Genomic DNA, 15,040 nt, shown 5'->3' on the forward strand with positions numbered 1-15,040 from the left:
ATGAAAAAATCACTCATATTTACCGTTCCGCCAATCCATTCAATCCCGCCTCGCCATGCCGCTGCGGTGGAGTGGTGGGTCTATAACGTAGCCACCAGGTTGCACGTTTCGACAGAAATTATTTGTATCCGTCAAGGCGAAGTGCAGCAAGAAAGTATCACCCCGCATTGTTCGATCTACCGCATTGGTATTGGCCGCATCTACAAACGTATTTTTCAAAAATGGACCCGCTGGGACCCACTTTCTTATGCATGGCGACTGGTTCGTCGAGCTCGTAGCCTGCGAGCTGGACGGCAAACACTGATCGTGCATAATTCGATTCATCTTTATACGACCGCTGCGCGCTATTATCCTGAACAGGACATGATTCTACATATGCATAATATGCAGGATACCGACAAGCTAACCAGTGCGGTAAAGATTATTGTTCCCAGCCAGTTTCTGGCTCGCTGGTACAAAGAAAAGGTTCCCGGTGCAGATGTAAAAGTTGTGCCTAATGGTATTGATGTCGAACTTTACGCTGATGGCGATCGCTGGTCACGAGAAAAGTTTGCCCTGACTGAAACCGATACTGTGATTCTTTATGCCGGGAGGTTGTCGCCAGAAAAGGGACCGCTGGAACTGATGCGGGCCGTGCATCAATTGAATCAGTCCGGGCAACAGCTAAAGCTGGTGATTATCGGCGATCCAAAAGCGAACAGTAGTGGCCCGCGAGCGAAATATCAAAAAGAGATTCGTGAGATGGCTCAGACCATGGGCAGTAATTGTATTCTCGCGGGTAGCGTTGCCCCGGCAGATATGCATAAGGTCTACGCAATCGGCGATTTAACCGTGGTGCCTTCTCGCTTTGAAGAACCATTCTGCATGGTGGCGCTTGAATCCATGGCCTCCGGCATCCCGGTACTGGTCAGCCCTCGCGGCGGAATTTCAGAATTTGTTATCGACGGGAAAACCGGATTTGTAATGCGGGAACCACTCTCAACAACCTCGATGGCAGAAGATATTCAGGCAACGCTCAATCGGGCGGACCTCCAGTCGGTAGCCCTGCATGCCCGGAAAGAAACCCTTGCTGGTTATGGCTGGCAGACAGTGGCTGATAAACTTAGCGCTGCTTTGAAGGGGTGGCGGTAAGCCGTTACCCTGTCAGGCCGGAAAGGTATAGCTTTAGCCGCCCTAAATGCTTAGAATTTGCCCGCCGAAACTTAAAAAAACGGATAGTCGCTTGGAATTGTTGTATACCACCCTGCTTTACTTAATTCAGCCTCTGGTGTGGTTGCGATTATTACTTCGCAGCCGCAAAGCCCCCGCTTACCGCAAACGCTGGGCTGAACGCTATGGTTTTTGTCGTAACAAAGTGAAGCCGGACGGTATTCTGCTGCATTCCGTCTCCGTGGGAGAAACGCTGGCAGCGATCCCGCTGGTACGCGCACTGCGCCATCGCTACCCTTCGCTGCCCATCACTGTGACCACCATGACGCCAACCGGCTCGGAACGGGTGATGTCGGCTTTCGGCAAAGACGTACATCATGTTTATCTCCCGTACGATCTGCCCTGCGCCATGAACCGTTTTCTCAACAATGTTCGCCCGAAGCTGGTGATCGTGATGGAAACCGAACTGTGGCCGAACATGATTTCCGCGCTGAAAGCGCGCCAAATCCCCCTGGTTATCGCTAACGCACGGCTGTCAGAACGCTCGGCAAAAGGTTACGGCAAGTTGGGCAAATTTATGCGCCGCCTGCTGAGCAAAATCACCCTGATTGCCGCGCAAAACCAGGAAGATGCCGACCGTTTTCTGCAATTAGGCTTAAAGCGCAGCCAGTTGACCGTGACCGGCAGCCTGAAATTTGATATCTCCGTAACGCCAGAACTCGCTGCACGCGCAATAACGCTGCGCCGCCAGTGGGCACCACGCCGCCAGGTGTGGATTGCTACCAGCACGCACGACGGCGAAGAAGCGATTATTTTACAGGCGCACCGCAAGCTGCTGGAAACCTTCCCTGATTTACTGTTGATTCTGGTGCCCCGCCACCCGGAACGCTTCCCGGATGCGCGCAATTTGGCGCAGAAAGCCGGTTTCAGCTACACCTTGCGCAGCTCGGGCGAAATCCCTTCCAGCAGCACACAGGTAGTGATCGGCGACACGATGGGTGAACTGATGTTGCTGTATGGTATCGCCGATCTGGCGTTTGTCGGCGGCAGCCTGGTTGAACGCGGCGGCCACAACCCGCTGGAGCCCGCCGCGCACGCGATTCCCGTGCTGATGGGGCCACATACGTATAATTTCAAAGATATCTGCGCACGTCTGCAGGAAGCGGAAGGGTTGATCACCGTCACCGATGCGGATTCGCTGGTGAAAGAGGTGTCGACCCTGCTGACGGATGAAGATTACCGTTTATGGTACGGCCGCCACGCGGTGGAAGTGCTGCACCAGAACCAGGGCGCGCTGGCGCGCCTGCTGCAACTTCTGCAACCGTATTTGCCTCAGCGGAGCCATTAATGTCCAAACGTTTGTCGGTGGTGATGATCGCCAAAAACGCGGCGGATCTGCTGCCCGATTGTCTGGCATCCGTTGCCTGGGCGGATGAAATTGTGCTGCTGGATTCCGGCAGCAGCGACGATACAGTGGGCATTGCCAGCCGCGCGGGCGCCAAAGTCTTCACCCATACTGACTGGTCGGGTTACGGCGTACAGCGCCAGATGGCACAGCGCTACGCCAGCGGCGATTACATCCTGATGCTCGATACCGACGAGCGCGTCACTCCGGAACTCGCAGAGCACATTCGCGCGACACTCGCCGCACCGCAGCCGGGCGCCGTTTACAGCATTGCCCGCCGTAACTATTTCCTTGGCCGCTTTATGCGCCACAGTGGTTGGTATCCGGATCGAGTTACCCGGCTGTACGAGCGCGAGCGCTATCAGTACAACGGTAATCTGGTGCATGAATCGCTGGATGCGCCGCAAGCGCCGGTCATTGCGCTCAGTGGTGATTTGCTGCATCTGACCTGCCGGGATTTCGCCAGCTTTCAGCGCAAACAGTTCAATTACGCCACGGCGTGGGCGCAGGAGCGCCATCAGCGCGGTAAAAAAACGTCGCTACCGGGAATTTTCGCGCATACTTTGGGCGCCTTCGTCAAAACATTGTTACTGCGCGGCGGCGTGCTGGATGGCAAACAGGGCTGGCTGCTGGCAGTGGTTAATGCGCAGTATACTTTCAATAAATACACCGAGCTGTGGGCGCTGAACCACGGTTATTCAGAGAAAGAATAAGCGATGAGCACAAAAGCGATTTATCCCGGCACCTTTGACCCCATCACTAACGGGCATATTGATATTGTGACCCGCGCCGCCACGATGTTTGATGAGGTGGTGTTAGCGATTGCCGCCAGCCCAAGCAAAAAACCGCTGTTTGACCTGCCAGAGCGCGTGGCACTGGCGCAAGCAGCGACGGCACATCTGCCGAATGTTTCCGTGGTGGGGTTTAGCGATTTAATGGCCAATTTTGCCCGCGCCCAGCAGGCAAATATCCTTATTCGCGGTTTGCGGGCGGTAGCGGATTTCGAATATGAGATGCAGCTGGCTCATATGAACCGCCACCTGATGCCGGAGCTGGAAAGCGTCTTTCTTATGCCGTCGAAAGAGTGGTCGTTTATCTCTTCTACGCTGGTCAAAGAAGTGGCGCGCCATCAGGGCGATGTCACCCACTTTCTGCCGCCTGACGTTCACCGGGCGCTGTTAGAGAAGCTTAAGTAAGCTTTCTGGTTCTTATTTCTGGCAGCGTCGGCAGTAAAACGTTGAGCGCTGTGCATGCTTTGCGGCAACAATCGGCGTGCCGCAGACGCGACAAGGTTCCCCTTCCCGACCATATACCTGTAACTCCTGGGCGAAATAGCCCGGTTTACCGTCGCTTTGTAAAAAGTCTTTTAGCGTGGTTCCGCCCTGTTCGATAGAGCGCAGCAGCACTGCTTTGATCACCCGCACCAGAATTTCGCACTCCTGCGCCGAGAGTGACGAAGCCAGCCGATCGGGATGGATCCCGGCGGCAAACAGCGATTCGCTGGCGTAGATATTTCCCACGCCGACCACCAGCTTGTTATCCATGAGCCAGGGTTTAATGGCGGTTTTCTTCTTCGCGCATTTCTGCTGGAAATATTCAGCGTTGAAAGCGTCGCTGAGCGGTTCCGGGCCGAGATGCGCGAGCACATTGTGGCCTTCCAGCTCTTTCGTCCACAGCCACGCGCCAAAACGACGTGGATCGGTGTAGCGCAGCACTTTACCGTTGCTCATCACCAAATCAACGTGGTCGTGTTTTTCAGCAGGTAACTCATGGGGAAGAATACGCAGGCTACCGGACATGCCAAGGTGAATAATGATCCAGCCGTCGGGCAATTCGAGCAGCAAATATTTGGCGCGGCGCTGAACACTCAGTACCGGTTTGTCGCTCAGGCTGTGGATCTCTTCGGAAACCGGCCAGCGCAATCGCCCGTTGCGCACCACCGCATGAAGAATGGTTTCGCCAACAAGGTGCGGTTCAATACCTCTGCGGCTGGTTTCGACTTCGGGTAATTCAGGCATCTCGTCTCCGGTTTATGGGTGGTCAGAAATGCAAAAACCCCGACAGAGCGGGGTTTTTGTGCAAGAAAACTAAAATTATTTGATTTTAGCTTCTTTGTACAGCACGTGCTGACGGACAACTGGATCGAATTTTTTCAGTTCCAGTTTTTCCGGCTTAGTACGTTTGTTCTTCGTGGTGGTGTAGAAGTGACCAGTACCAGCGGAAGAAACCAGCTTGATTTTCTCACGAATACCTTTAGCCATGATTTATATCCTTTAAGTACTTAGTACTTTTCGCCACGGGCACGCAGTTCAGACAGAACTGTATCGATGCCTTTCTTATCGATTACACGCATACCTTTAGCAGATACACGCAGGGTGACAAAACGCTTTTCGCTCTCAACCCAGAAACGGTGAGAGTGCAGGTTCGGCAGGAAACGGCGTTTAGTCGCGTTCAGTGCGTGGGAACGGTTGTTACCGGTCACCGGACGCTTGCCAGTAACTTGGCAGACTCGGGACATGTCTATTCTCCAAAAATCAAATTAGCTCGAGCTTCGTATGGGGTATCGGCGCCTCGTCAGGCTTTACAGCCCGGTCATCGCAGTTCTATGTGAACTCTCGATTGCCAGGCCCAAATGCCAAACCCGAGATTCTCAAAGGTGGCGTAGTATACGCTGAGTCGGCGGTGTGCTCAAGTCCCGAACAGACAAAGATCCCGATGGATCGCGCAAAGTGGTCTAAATCCAGCCACGTTCGGCAAAAGAAACGTACTCACCGCGACCAATAACCAGATGATCGAGCACCCGGATGTCCATGAACTGGCAGCATTTTATTACCCGCTCAGTGATCTGCCTGTCCGCTTTGCTCGGCTCAGCGTTACCAGAGGGGTGATTATGCGCGAGGATCACGGCGGCCGCATTGACTTTTAACGCTTCACGCAAAATTTCTCGCGGATGCACCTCAACCTGGTTAATCGTGCCGGTAAAAAGCCGACAATGTTTAAGTATCCGGTTCTGGTTATCCATTAGGATCACCATAAAGATCTCGCGCTCTTCGCCCGCAAGCTGGCTTTGTAAAAACTCGCGCGTCATTTCCGGGCTCAGCAGTGAGCTCTCTTCCAGCAGGCGCGCATTATAATAGCGCCGCGCCAGTTCGCCGATACCCCGCAGTTGAGCGTATTTGGCAAGGCCAATGCCATGCACCTCTTTAAAATCATCAAGATCGGCGGAGAGCAGTGTATACAACGAACCAAACTGCTTGAGCATTTCACGCGCGACGGTGAGCACGCTTTTTCCCTGTGTTCCGGTGCGCAAAAAAAGCGCCAGCAGTTCCACGTCAGTCAGTGACTCAATACCGAACTTCATCATTTTTTCACGCGGTTTTTGAGGCGTAAAAACAATATCCATATTCATTTCTCCTTCGCTCCCGCCAATGCTGCCATAGCTGCCATCTCGCTTCGACCAGGGAGTTATATCTCTGCGTAGTGCCTCGCAAAGTGGTTTATGGGCAACAGCACGACAACACCAGGATTGTGATAAAATGCCCAGCTTCTGGTGAAATCCAACAGGAAAGAATCATGATCAGTCTGGCGGGTAAAAAGATTGTCCTCGGCGTGAGCGGCGGTATTGCGGCCTATAAAGCGCCCGAACTGGTGCGCCGTTTGCGCGATCGCGGAGCAGAAGTCCGTGTCGCAATGACAGAGGCGGCAAAAGCCTTTATTACGCCGATGAGCCTGCAGGCCGTTTCCGGTTATCCGGTGTCTGACAGCCTGCTTGATCCCGCCGCTGAAGCGGCAATGGGCCATATTGAGCTGGGCAAATGGGCTGATTTAGTGATTCTCGCCCCCGCCACCGCGGATTTGATCGCCCGCGTTGCTGCCGGTATGGCAAACGACCTGGTCTCCACGATTTGCCTTGCCACACCGTCGCCTGTCGCCGTTGTTCCCGCGATGAATCAGCAGATGTACCGCGCCGCCGCCACCCAGCATAATTTGCAGGTGCTGGCCTCGCGCGGGCTGTTGCTGTGGGGCCCGGACAGCGGCAGCCAGGCCTGTGGCGATGTTGGTCCAGGAAGAATGCTCGATCCGCTGACCATTGTGGATATGGCCGCCGCGCATTTCTCGCCGGTCAAAGATCTGCAACATCTGAACATCATGATTACCGCCGGTCCGACGCGTGAACCGCTAGATCCGGTGCGTTACATCACTAATCTCAGTTCCGGTAAGATGGGCTTCGCCATTGCCGCCGCTGCTGCAAGTCGTGGTGCGAATGTCACGCTGGTCTCCGGCCCTGTCTCGCTGGCAACGCCGCCGCTGGTACAACGTGTGGATGTGACTACGGCACTGGAGATGGAGGCCGCGGTCCAGAGCCGCGTTCAGCAGCAGAATATTTTTATCGGTTGCGCCGCCGTTGCGGATTATCGCGCCGCCAGCGTCGCTGAAGAAAAAATCAAAAAGCAAGGCGATGAAATCACGATAAAAATGGTGAAAAACCCGGATATCGTCGCTGGCGTTGCCGCACTTTCTGCTCACCGACCTTATGTTGTTGGGTTTGCTGCCGAAACAAATAATGTGGAAGAATATGCCCGGCAAAAACGCGCCCGCAAAAACTTGGATCTGATTTGCGCCAACGATGTTTCGCAATCGAATCAGGGATTTAACAGCGACAACAATGCATTACACCTTTTCTGGCAGGATGGCGACAAACGCTTGCCGCTGGAGCGCAAAGAACTTCTGGGACACCTATTACTGGACGAGATCGTTACCCGTTATGATGAAAAAAATCGACGTTAAGATTCTGGACCCGCGCGTTGGCAAGGAATTCCCGCTGCCGACATATGCCACCTCCGGTTCTGCCGGACTTGACCTGCGTGCCTGTCTCGATGACGCCGTAGAGCTGGCGCCTGGCGCAACGACGTTGCTGCCGACCGGTCTGGCAATCCATATTGCCGATCCAACACTGGCTGCGGTCATTCTGCCGCGTTCCGGTCTGGGCCATAAACATGGCGTCGTGCTGGGCAACCTGGTGGGGCTGATTGACTCGGATTACCAGGGGCAATTGATGGTTTCCGTCTGGAACCGCGGCCAGGACAGCTTTACCATCGTGCCGGGTGAACGCATCGCGCAAATGGTCTTTGTGCCGGTCGTTCAGGCAGAATTTAACCTGGTGGAATCCTTTGACGCGACCGAGCGCGGCGAAGGCGGCTTCGGCCATTCCGGGCGCCAATAAGCAGCCCTATTTAACGCATCACACGGCGAAATAACGCGATAACATCACCGCAAACGCACTCCGTTTGCGGTCGCCCTGTGGTTGCTCGCCTGACAAGTGCTTATTTTCAGGGGTATTTTGGAACATGGCAGAAAAACAAACTGCGAAAAGGAATCGTCGCGAGGAAATACTTCAATCTCTGGCGTTGATGCTGGAATCCAGCGATGGAAGCCAGCGTATTACGACGGCAAAACTGGCGGCGTCCGTTGGCGTTTCTGAAGCGGCGCTGTACCGCCACTTCCCCAGTAAAACGCGCATGTTCGACAGCCTGATTGAATTTATCGAAGATAGCCTGATTACCCGTATCAACCTGATTTTAAAAGACGAGAAAGACACAACCGCGCGTCTGCGTCTGATTGTGCTACTGATTCTGGGCTTTGGTGAACGTAATCCGGGTTTGACACGCATTATGACCGGCCATGCGCTGATGTTCGAACAAGACCGCCTGCAAGGGCGCATTAGCCAGCTGTTCGAACGCATTGAAGCGCAGCTGCGCCAGGTGCTGCGCGAACGCAAGATGCGCGAAGGCGAAGCCTACGCGACCGATGAAACGTTACTGGCAAGCCAGTTGCTGGCGTTTTGCGAAGGGATGCTGTCACGTTTTGTGCGCAGCGAGTTTAAATACAGCCCGACCGAAGATTTCGACGCCCGCTGGCCGCTGTTGGCCGCACAATTACAGTAATTCCTCATGCAGCCCTTGCGGCTGCATTCTCATTTCCCCGCACTCTGTGAAAAAGCCCAACGTAATTCGTTAAGATGCCAGATGTTGTGGCGTCGCGGATCCCCTACCCTCCCTCTGGCAGTATCTTTCCACTTAAGCGAAATATCCTCATAAATACCCTACAAATAAGGAGACGCTTGATGGCAACATCACGTCGGGAACTGCTTAAACTCAGCGGTATCGCCACCGCATCACTGCTTCTAAGCCAGAAGAGTATCGCCGCATGGGCACCCTCAGCCCGCTACCCCGATCCCAGCATCGTCGCACTGGATGACAGCTTTCGCGACTATATGGTTTCCAGCGCCAAAGTAGAGCAGATCGCGACCGGATGCCGCTGGGCAGAAGGGCCCGTCTGGTTTGGCGATACCCGCATGCTGTTGTGGAGCGATATTCCCAACAACGCGGTCATGCGCTGGGATGAAGCCACCGGTACAACCAGCGTTTTTCGCCAGCCTTCCAATAACGCCAACGGCCACGCTCGCGACAGACAAGGGCGTCTAATCAGCTGTGAGCACGATACCCGCCGCATTACGCGCACAGAATACGACGGCACCATCACCGTGCTGGCAGACAGCTACGACGGCAAGCCGCTGAATTCACCGAATGACATTGCCGTGAAATCCGACGGCTCCATCTGGTTTACCGATCCGCCATTTGGCATTGCCGGTTTTTATGAAGGGCATAAAGCTACCCCGCAGTTGCCGCAAAACGTTTATCGACTGGAGCCTGAAACCCGCAAGCTGGAAGTGGTGCTGGGCGATGTTAAAGGACCAAACGGCATCTGCTTCTCGCCGGATGAAAAAACGCTGTTTGTGGTGGAAAGCCGCGCGACGCCCAATCGCTTAATTCTGGCGTGGGATATCGAAGGTAATCAGCTTAAAAACCGGCGGGTACATATCGACTGCGGTAACGGCACGGCAGATGGCATCGCCATCGATGTGCATGGCAACCTGTGGTGCGGGTGGGGAATGGGTACCGAGGAGCTGGACGGCGTGCGCGTGTTCAATGCGCAAGGTAAAGCGATTGGAATGATCCACCTGCCGGAGCGCTGCGCTAACTTGTGCTTTGGCGGCGAACAGCGCAATCGCCTGTTTATGGCTTCCAGCACCTCGGTCTATTCACTTTATTTAAACACTCAGGGCGCGAAGCTGGTGTAAAACGGACCCGGCAGTCGCCTGCCGGGAACACATTTAAACGCCGTACTGCTCGCGATAGGCGCGCACAGCGGCCAGATGATCGGCCATCTCCGGTTTCTCTTCGAGGTAGGCGATCAAGTCTTTGAGTGTGACAATCGAAATCACGTTGCAGCCATAATCGCGTTCTACTTCCTGAATTGCCGAAATATCACCGCGACCACGCTCCTGGCGATCCAGAGAGATCAGCACGCCGGCAAGCGTGGCGCCGTTAGCCTGGATAATCTCCATCGATTCGCGAATCGCCGTTCCGGCAGTGATCACGTCATCCACCAGCATGACACGCCCCTGCAACGCGCTGCCCACCAGATTGCCACCTTCACCGTGGGTTTTGGCTTCTTTACGGTTAAAGCAATAAGGCACATCACGCTCGTGGTGCTCCGCCAGCGCTACGGCCGTGGTGGTCGCGATAGGAATACCTTTGTAAGCCGGGCCAAACAGCAGATCAAAATCGATACCGGAATCCACCAGCGCTTCGGCGTAAAAACGCCCTAACAGAGCCAGATCGCGCCCGGTATTAAACAGCCCGGCGTTGAAGAAATAGGGGCTTTTGCGTCCGGATTTCAGCGTGAACTCGCCGAACTTCAGTACCTGCTTGTTAAGCGCAAATTCAATAAACTGACGCTGATACGCTTTCATGGATCCGCTCCTCATCTCACTTTTCATTATTTACAGATTACGCAACATACGTCGCGCGACCTCGCGCAAACCACGTAAATCATACCTGGTGAATAGCGCAGGCATGACTCGCGACAGCCGACAAAGAAGCCGCATGAAGTATAAAGCGCAAAAAAAAGGGCGACTCATCAGTCGCCCTTAAAATTAATTCTCTAGCGCCGCCTTCTGCGTCGCGATAATCGATTCGATCCCCCCTCTGGCCAGCGCCAGCAGGGTGAGTAACTCTTCATGGGAGAAAGGCTCGCCTTCCGCCGTACCCTGAACTTCAATCATGCGACCGTCTTCAGTCATCACCACGTTCATGTCGGTTTCGGCTGCGGAGTCTTCCACATATTCAAGATCACAAACGGCTTCGCCATTAACAATACCCACGGAGACCGCCGCAACCATACCTTTCATCGGATTGGTTTTCAGCTTACCGGCGGCAACCAGTTTGTTCAGCGCGTCCGCCAGCGCAACGCACGCGCCGGTAATTGATGCGGTACGCGTGCCGCCATCGGCCTGAATGACATCGCAGTCAAGCGTAATGGTGAATTCGCCCAGCGCGTTCAAATCAACCGCCGCACGCAGCGCGCGAGCGATAAGGCGCTGGATTTCCATGGTACGCCCGCCCTGCTTGCCTTTCGCGGCTTCACGCGCGTTACGGGTGTGAGTCGAGCGCGGCAACATGCCATATTCGGCGGTGATCCAGCCCTGGCCCTGACCTTTCAGAAAGCGCGGAACACCCTCTTCGATGGACGCGGTGCATAGCACTTTGGTATCACCAAATTCAACCAGCACGGAGCCTTCTGCGTGTTTTGTGTAATTACGGGTCAGGGTGACGGGGCGCACCTGGTTGGCACTACGGCCTGCTGGACGCATGATAATTTCTCCGGCTTATCGAATGTGGCTGCGCATTATACTGGCTTACCAAGGTTATTCCTATCCTGATAAGGCCACGAAAGCTATAATCCCCGCATCTCTCTTTGAAAACGGGAACGTCTATGATCCGCAGTATGACCGCCTATGCCCGGCGTGAAATCAAGGGTGAATGGGGCTCTGCCTCCTGGGAACTGCGCTCGGTTAACCAGCGTTATCTGGAAACTTACTTCCGCCTGCCGGAGCAATTTCGCAGCCTCGAGCCGGTTGTCCGTGAACGTCTCCGTAGCCGTCTGACGCGCGGTAAAGTGGAGTGTAATCTCCGTTTTGAGCCTGATGCCAGTGCGCAGGGTGAACTGATCCTGAACGAAAAACTGGCTAAACAGCTGGTGAATGCGGCGAACTGGGTCAAAATGCAGAGCGACGAAGGGGAAATCAACCCGGTAGATATTCTGCGCTGGCCAGGCGTAATGGCTGCACAAGAGCAGGATCTGGACGCCATCGCCGCGCAGATCCTCGCCGCACTTGACGGCGCGCTGGATGATTTTATCGTCGCCCGTGAAACTGAAGGCCAGGCGCTGAAAGGGCTGATCGAACAGCGTCTGGAAGGCGTGAGCACCGAAGTCAGCAAAGTCCGCGCCCATATGCCGGAAATCCTGCAATGGCAACGCGAACGCCTGGTCGCCAAGCTGGAAGAGGCGCAGGTGCAGCTTGAGAATAACCGCCTTGAGCAAGAACTGGTGCTGATGGCACAGCGCATCGATGTCGCCGAAGAGCTGGATCGCCTTGAAGCGCATGTTAAAGAAACCTACAACATTCTGAAGAAAAAAGAAGCGGTGGGTCGCCGTCTCGACTTTATGATGCAGGAGTTCAACCGTGAGTCGAACACGCTGGCATCCAAGTCGATTAACGCAGAGGTAACTAACTCCGCTATCGAGCTCAAAGTCCTGATTGAGCAAATGCGCGAGCAGATCCAGAACATCGAGTAATCTCTGCAGCATGTTGAAAAGGCCCAGCAGGGCCTTTTTATTTATCACGCCGCCTGTAATTAACTTATTCTTAATTTTATTAAGCGCTGCCATTTACCAGCAATTACAATCTCTATTTAAATAACAAAATCAATAACATAAAACAATTCAAATCATCCATATCGCATTAGTCAAACTTATCCAAAACAACGCACCTTAGAAAATCTCAATCGTCTGCCTGTATATAAATCGCTACCCTGCCGCTTCTGATTTACGGGAGCGGGCATGCTGTTACATATTCTCTATCTGATTGGCATCACGGCCGAGGCAATGACCGGCGCACTGGCGGCAGGCCGTCGCAGAATGGATACCTTTGGCGTGATAATTATCGCCACAGCAACGGCGCTGGGCGGCGGATCGGTACGCGATATCCTGCTTGGGCACTACCCGCTCGGCTGGGTAAAGCACCCGGAATATGTCGTTATTGTTGCCGTCGCGGCAGTATTAACGACGATCTTCGCGCCGGTGATGCCGCATCTGCGCCGTCTGTTTCTGGTGCTTGATGCGCTTGGGCTGGTGGTATTTTCCATTATCGGTGCGCAGATTGCTCTCGACATGGGTGAAGGCCCGGTTATCGCCGTGATTGCCGCTGTGGTCACCGGCGTGTTCGGCGGTGTGTTGCGGGATATGTTTTGTAAGCGTATCCCGCTGGTGTTCCAGAAAGAGCTGTACGCCGGGATCGCCTTCGCCTCCGCCGTGCTCTATATCGTCCTTGGTCGTATGGTTCCCAGCCACGATATGGTAGTAATTGCAACGTTGTTGTTTGGCTTCATTACGCGATTACTGGCTATCCGCTGGAAGCTCGGCTTGCCCGTGTTCCACTACAAGCACAGCACTCACTGAAACGCCTTTACTCCTTGTTCACGCAACCAAACCGAAAGTTTTTCAATTTCGGGAGCATGCATAAAGGCAACAATCTGCCGGGCTTTTTCAGCACCTATTGCCGGAAAACGTTGCCACTCTTTTTCGTTACGCGTGCGCATTTGCTGCCACGTTGTGTCGCCAGTGACTTTCAGAGCAGGCTGCGGTAACGGTGTTCCAAGTGCAATAAGCCAGCGAATAAACGGCTTTTCTCGTACCAGCGAAAAGCGATGCCAGAGCTGTAAACCGCGTTCCGGCGAAATGCCGGGCGTCGACTGTAATTGCTCTTTTGTCAGCGCCAGCCATGAAAAGAGATGTTCAAAGTGATGCGCCTGATTCAACCCCCGCCAGCCACTTTCGCCAACCCCTTCAATCCCCAGCGCTTTTGCCGAACTCAACCACACCAGGCGGGCAATGAATTGCTCCTGACATTCTGCAGAGGCATAAAAGCAGGTCAACGCGGTAAAACGTGGCGCTGGTGGGACAGGTTTATCGCGAACAAGTGAACGCCACGCCACACTGTCGATGCGCGGGATCCCTTGTCCTGCAAGGCTGACAGCGATTTGATCGCCAGGCGCAACATCCAGTTCTTGCCAGCGCCGGACAGAACCCAAATTGACCCGCTGGACGCGTTTGTCATCAAGTTGCACCGGTTCCAGCAGAGCCACCACGGAGATTTTACCGGTGCGTCCAATGGCAAACTGAATATCTTTTACGGTTGCAATTTCCTCGGGTGGTTCATATTTCCATGCCACCACCCAATTACCCTGCCCCGGTAGCCACGTATTTCCCGCCGGTTCGGTTCCCGAGCGCACCACCACGCCATCGGTGACAAAAGGCAATTCAGAGGTAAACCAACGGCTGCGCAGGTTTTCGACGTCTTCTACCGTGCTCACTGGCACGCTGTATTGCATTTCGTCACTAAACCCGGCTTTGCTGAGTTCCACCAGCTTTTGCGCCAATGTTGCGGGGCCGTCTGGCCATGCCCAGACGAAAAACGCCAAATCATTGAGAATGGCGGACTCATCGCGTCGCATCATCGCACCGGCTACTTTTGCACGGGCGTTAAGCCCACCGGCCTGTTTCTGAATATGGTTTTCCGTGCGTAAAAACAGTTCACCCTGCAATACGCTGTTCGCCAGCGCACCACTCACCTTTTCAGGGATCGATGGGATAGCGCGTATTTTTGCCGTCCAGTCCTCACCAGCCAGAGCATCGCCGCGACTGATTGCCTGCGTCAGTTGACCATTGCGATAGACTAACGTCACCGCGACGCCATCCACTTTTGGTTGCGCCCAAAGATCGGTTTTTCCTGACATCCAGCGCTGCAGCGCTTGCTTACCCGCCAATTTTTGTACCCCTGTGTGTGCGACAGGATGTTTCACACTGCCGCCGGGTAAGACAGGTGCTGAATTGGCTGGTTCAAGCGCAAAACAGCGTTGCCACGCCGCCAGCCGTGCGCTGAGCTGGTCGTAAACCGTGTCACTTACCTCGCTTGCTCCCTGCTTCCAGTAGTGCTCATTCCACCGGGCAAGCTGTTGTTGAAGACGGTTAACCTCGTCTTGCGCTCTTGATGGTGACCAGACAGGGCAAACCGCCGGGCTGGACAGGCTCCATAGCAACAGACACACCGCGAATCCGGTTCTTTTCCACATTGTCCCTTCTCCTTGTGATAGCGCCGCTGTTATAGCGTGGCCTACGCAGTACTGACGACATGGAAAGAGAGAGATTGCGAGGAGGATTCCGGCAATTCACGGTTACTGTGAAAATTTGCAAATAAAACAGGAAAGCAGGCCGCAAAATGTCAAACTCAGCGGGAAAAAGTGTGACAAAGGCTACGTCACATAGCGGCGATGTGTATAATAGGCACGTATGTAAGTTTCC

General features: G+C 54.2%; 17 protein-coding genes. 10 read left to right on the forward strand and 7 right to left on the reverse strand.

Going from position 1 to position 15,040, the window contains the following annotated elements:
- From RT644_RS13135 to coaD, 4 genes are all read left to right on the forward strand, one after another.
- Entirely contained in the window at window positions 1-1,131 is a 1,131-nt protein-coding gene (locus RT644_RS13135; RefSeq protein ID WP_313626961.1) for a glycosyltransferase, read from the forward strand.
- 91 nt (window positions 1,132-1,222) lie between these two features.
- Complete coding sequence (gene waaA, locus RT644_RS13140) at window positions 1,223-2,497, forward strand: lipid IV(A) 3-deoxy-D-manno-octulosonic acid transferase (RefSeq protein ID WP_313626963.1); 1,275 nt, start codon at window positions 1,223-1,225, stop codon at window positions 2,495-2,497.
- Window positions 2,497-3,267: a glycosyltransferase family 2 protein gene (locus RT644_RS13145; RefSeq protein ID WP_313626964.1), complete on the forward strand. Its 771-nt coding sequence runs from the start codon at window positions 2,497-2,499 to the stop codon at window positions 3,265-3,267. Before waaA ends, RT644_RS13145 begins: the two co-directional genes overlap by 1 nt.
- A gap of 3 nt (window positions 3,268-3,270) precedes the next feature.
- Window positions 3,271-3,750, forward strand: a complete 480-nt coding sequence (coaD, locus tag RT644_RS13150) for a pantetheine-phosphate adenylyltransferase (RefSeq protein ID WP_160268379.1) — start codon at window positions 3,271-3,273, stop codon at window positions 3,748-3,750.
- Between the two features lie 12 nt (window positions 3,751-3,762).
- Here the strand turns inward: coaD and mutM are convergent, their stop codons facing one another.
- From mutM to radC, 4 genes are all read right to left on the reverse strand, one after another.
- Window positions 3,763-4,572 (reverse strand): bifunctional DNA-formamidopyrimidine glycosylase/DNA-(apurinic or apyrimidinic site) lyase, encoded by an 810-nt coding sequence (mutM, locus tag RT644_RS13155; RefSeq protein ID WP_045507493.1) that lies wholly within the window; start codon window positions 4,570-4,572, stop codon window positions 3,763-3,765.
- 75 nt (window positions 4,573-4,647) lie between these two features.
- Window positions 4,648-4,815: a 50S ribosomal protein L33 gene (gene rpmG, locus RT644_RS13160; RefSeq protein ID WP_003024094.1), complete on the reverse strand. Its 168-nt coding sequence runs from the start codon at window positions 4,813-4,815 to the stop codon at window positions 4,648-4,650.
- Between the two features lie 20 nt (window positions 4,816-4,835).
- Window positions 4,836-5,072, reverse strand: a complete 237-nt coding sequence (gene rpmB, locus RT644_RS13165) for a 50S ribosomal protein L28 (RefSeq protein ID WP_002436699.1) — start codon at window positions 5,070-5,072, stop codon at window positions 4,836-4,838.
- A 216-nt stretch (window positions 5,073-5,288) separates the two neighbouring features.
- Window positions 5,289-5,957 (reverse strand): RadC family protein, encoded by a 669-nt coding sequence (radC, locus tag RT644_RS13170; RefSeq protein ID WP_020455753.1) that lies wholly within the window; start codon window positions 5,955-5,957, stop codon window positions 5,289-5,291.
- A 173-nt stretch (window positions 5,958-6,130) separates the two neighbouring features.
- Between radC and coaBC the strand changes: the two genes are divergently transcribed.
- From coaBC to RT644_RS13190, 4 genes are all read left to right on the forward strand, one after another.
- Window positions 6,131-7,342: a bifunctional phosphopantothenoylcysteine decarboxylase/phosphopantothenate--cysteine ligase CoaBC gene (gene coaBC / locus RT644_RS13175; RefSeq protein WP_025263794.1), complete on the forward strand. Its 1,212-nt coding sequence runs from the start codon at window positions 6,131-6,133 to the stop codon at window positions 7,340-7,342.
- Window positions 7,320-7,778 carry a dUTP diphosphatase gene (dut, locus tag RT644_RS13180; RefSeq protein WP_045507484.1) on the forward strand — a complete coding sequence of 153 codons (459 nt, stop codon included), beginning with the start codon at window positions 7,320-7,322 and terminating at the stop codon, window positions 7,776-7,778. Before coaBC ends, dut begins: the two co-directional genes overlap by 23 nt.
- A 124-nt stretch (window positions 7,779-7,902) precedes the next feature.
- Entirely contained in the window at window positions 7,903-8,499 is a 597-nt protein-coding gene (gene slmA, locus RT644_RS13185) for a nucleoid occlusion factor SlmA (protein WP_017458168.1), read from the forward strand.
- A 179-nt stretch (window positions 8,500-8,678) separates the two neighbouring features.
- Complete coding sequence (locus tag RT644_RS13190; protein ID WP_313626968.1) at window positions 8,679-9,695, forward strand: SMP-30/gluconolactonase/LRE family protein; 1,017 nt, start codon at window positions 8,679-8,681, stop codon at window positions 9,693-9,695.
- A gap of 33 nt (window positions 9,696-9,728) precedes the next feature.
- On the opposite strand, the gene pyrE is transcribed toward RT644_RS13190, so the two are convergent.
- Both pyrE and rph read right to left on the reverse strand, forming a co-directional pair.
- Window positions 9,729-10,370 carry an orotate phosphoribosyltransferase gene (gene pyrE, locus RT644_RS13195; RefSeq protein ID WP_097406395.1) on the reverse strand — a complete coding sequence of 214 codons (642 nt, stop codon included), beginning with the start codon at window positions 10,368-10,370 and terminating at the stop codon, window positions 9,729-9,731.
- A 183-nt stretch (window positions 10,371-10,553) separates the two neighbouring features.
- Window positions 10,554-11,270 (reverse strand): ribonuclease PH, encoded by a 717-nt coding sequence (rph, locus tag RT644_RS13200; protein WP_017458165.1) that lies wholly within the window; start codon window positions 11,268-11,270, stop codon window positions 10,554-10,556.
- A 122-nt stretch (window positions 11,271-11,392) separates the two neighbouring features.
- Here rph and RT644_RS13205 point away from each other — a divergent pair, with 122 nt between their 5' ends.
- Window positions 11,393-12,256 carry a YicC/YloC family endoribonuclease gene (locus tag RT644_RS13205; protein ID WP_020455758.1) on the forward strand — a complete coding sequence of 288 codons (864 nt, stop codon included), beginning with the start codon at window positions 11,393-11,395 and terminating at the stop codon, window positions 12,254-12,256.
- Between the two features lie 264 nt (window positions 12,257-12,520).
- The gene (locus tag RT644_RS13210) at window positions 12,521-13,138 is read left to right on the forward strand and encodes a trimeric intracellular cation channel family protein (protein WP_045507478.1); all 618 of its coding nucleotides are present in this window, start codon (window positions 12,521-12,523) and stop codon (window positions 13,136-13,138) included.
- Here the strand turns inward: RT644_RS13210 and ligB are convergent.
- The gene (gene ligB, locus RT644_RS13215) at window positions 13,132-14,811 is read right to left on the reverse strand and encodes an NAD-dependent DNA ligase LigB (RefSeq protein WP_313626970.1); all 1,680 of its coding nucleotides are present in this window, start codon (window positions 14,809-14,811) and stop codon (window positions 13,132-13,134) included. The two genes, RT644_RS13210 and ligB, sit on opposite strands and share 7 nt — an antisense overlap.
- Window positions 14,812-15,040: the final 229 nt, after the last annotated feature.

This window comes from Kosakonia sp. (assembly GCF_032104925.1).
In the GTDB taxonomy this organism is placed as follows: domain Bacteria; phylum Pseudomonadota; class Gammaproteobacteria; order Enterobacterales; family Enterobacteriaceae; genus Kosakonia.

Coding starts and splice junctions, on each gene's coding strand:
- rph (WP_017458165.1), bottom strand. CDS start 11,270: ATGCGTCCAGCAGGCCGTAGTGCCAACCAGGTGCGCCCCGTCACCCTG.
- RT644_RS13135 (WP_313626961.1), top strand. CDS start 1: ATGAAAAAATCACTCATATTTACCGTTCCGCCAATCCATTCAATCCCG.
- RT644_RS13205 (WP_020455758.1), top strand. CDS start 11,393: ATGATCCGCAGTATGACCGCCTATGCCCGGCGTGAAATCAAGGGTGAA.
- slmA (WP_017458168.1), top strand. CDS start 7,903: ATGGCAGAAAAACAAACTGCGAAAAGGAATCGTCGCGAGGAAATACTT.
- rpmB (WP_002436699.1), bottom strand. CDS start 5,072: ATGTCCCGAGTCTGCCAAGTTACTGGCAAGCGTCCGGTGACCGGTAAC.
- RT644_RS13210 (WP_045507478.1), top strand. CDS start 12,521: ATGCTGTTACATATTCTCTATCTGATTGGCATCACGGCCGAGGCAATG.
- RT644_RS13145 (WP_313626964.1), top strand. CDS start 2,497: ATGTCCAAACGTTTGTCGGTGGTGATGATCGCCAAAAACGCGGCGGAT.
- mutM (WP_045507493.1), bottom strand. CDS start 4,572: ATGCCTGAATTACCCGAAGTCGAAACCAGCCGCAGAGGTATTGAACCG.
- radC (WP_020455753.1), bottom strand. CDS start 5,957: ATGGATATTGTTTTTACGCCTCAAAAACCGCGTGAAAAAATGATGAAG.
- rpmG (WP_003024094.1), bottom strand. CDS start 4,815: ATGGCTAAAGGTATTCGTGAGAAAATCAAGCTGGTTTCTTCCGCTGGT.
- pyrE (WP_097406395.1), bottom strand. CDS start 10,370: ATGAAAGCGTATCAGCGTCAGTTTATTGAATTTGCGCTTAACAAGCAG.
- ligB (WP_313626970.1), bottom strand. CDS start 14,811: ATGTGGAAAAGAACCGGATTCGCGGTGTGTCTGTTGCTATGGAGCCTG.
- coaD (WP_160268379.1), top strand. CDS start 3,271: ATGAGCACAAAAGCGATTTATCCCGGCACCTTTGACCCCATCACTAAC.
- dut (WP_045507484.1), top strand. CDS start 7,320: ATGATGAAAAAAATCGACGTTAAGATTCTGGACCCGCGCGTTGGCAAG.
- RT644_RS13190 (WP_313626968.1), top strand. CDS start 8,679: ATGGCAACATCACGTCGGGAACTGCTTAAACTCAGCGGTATCGCCACC.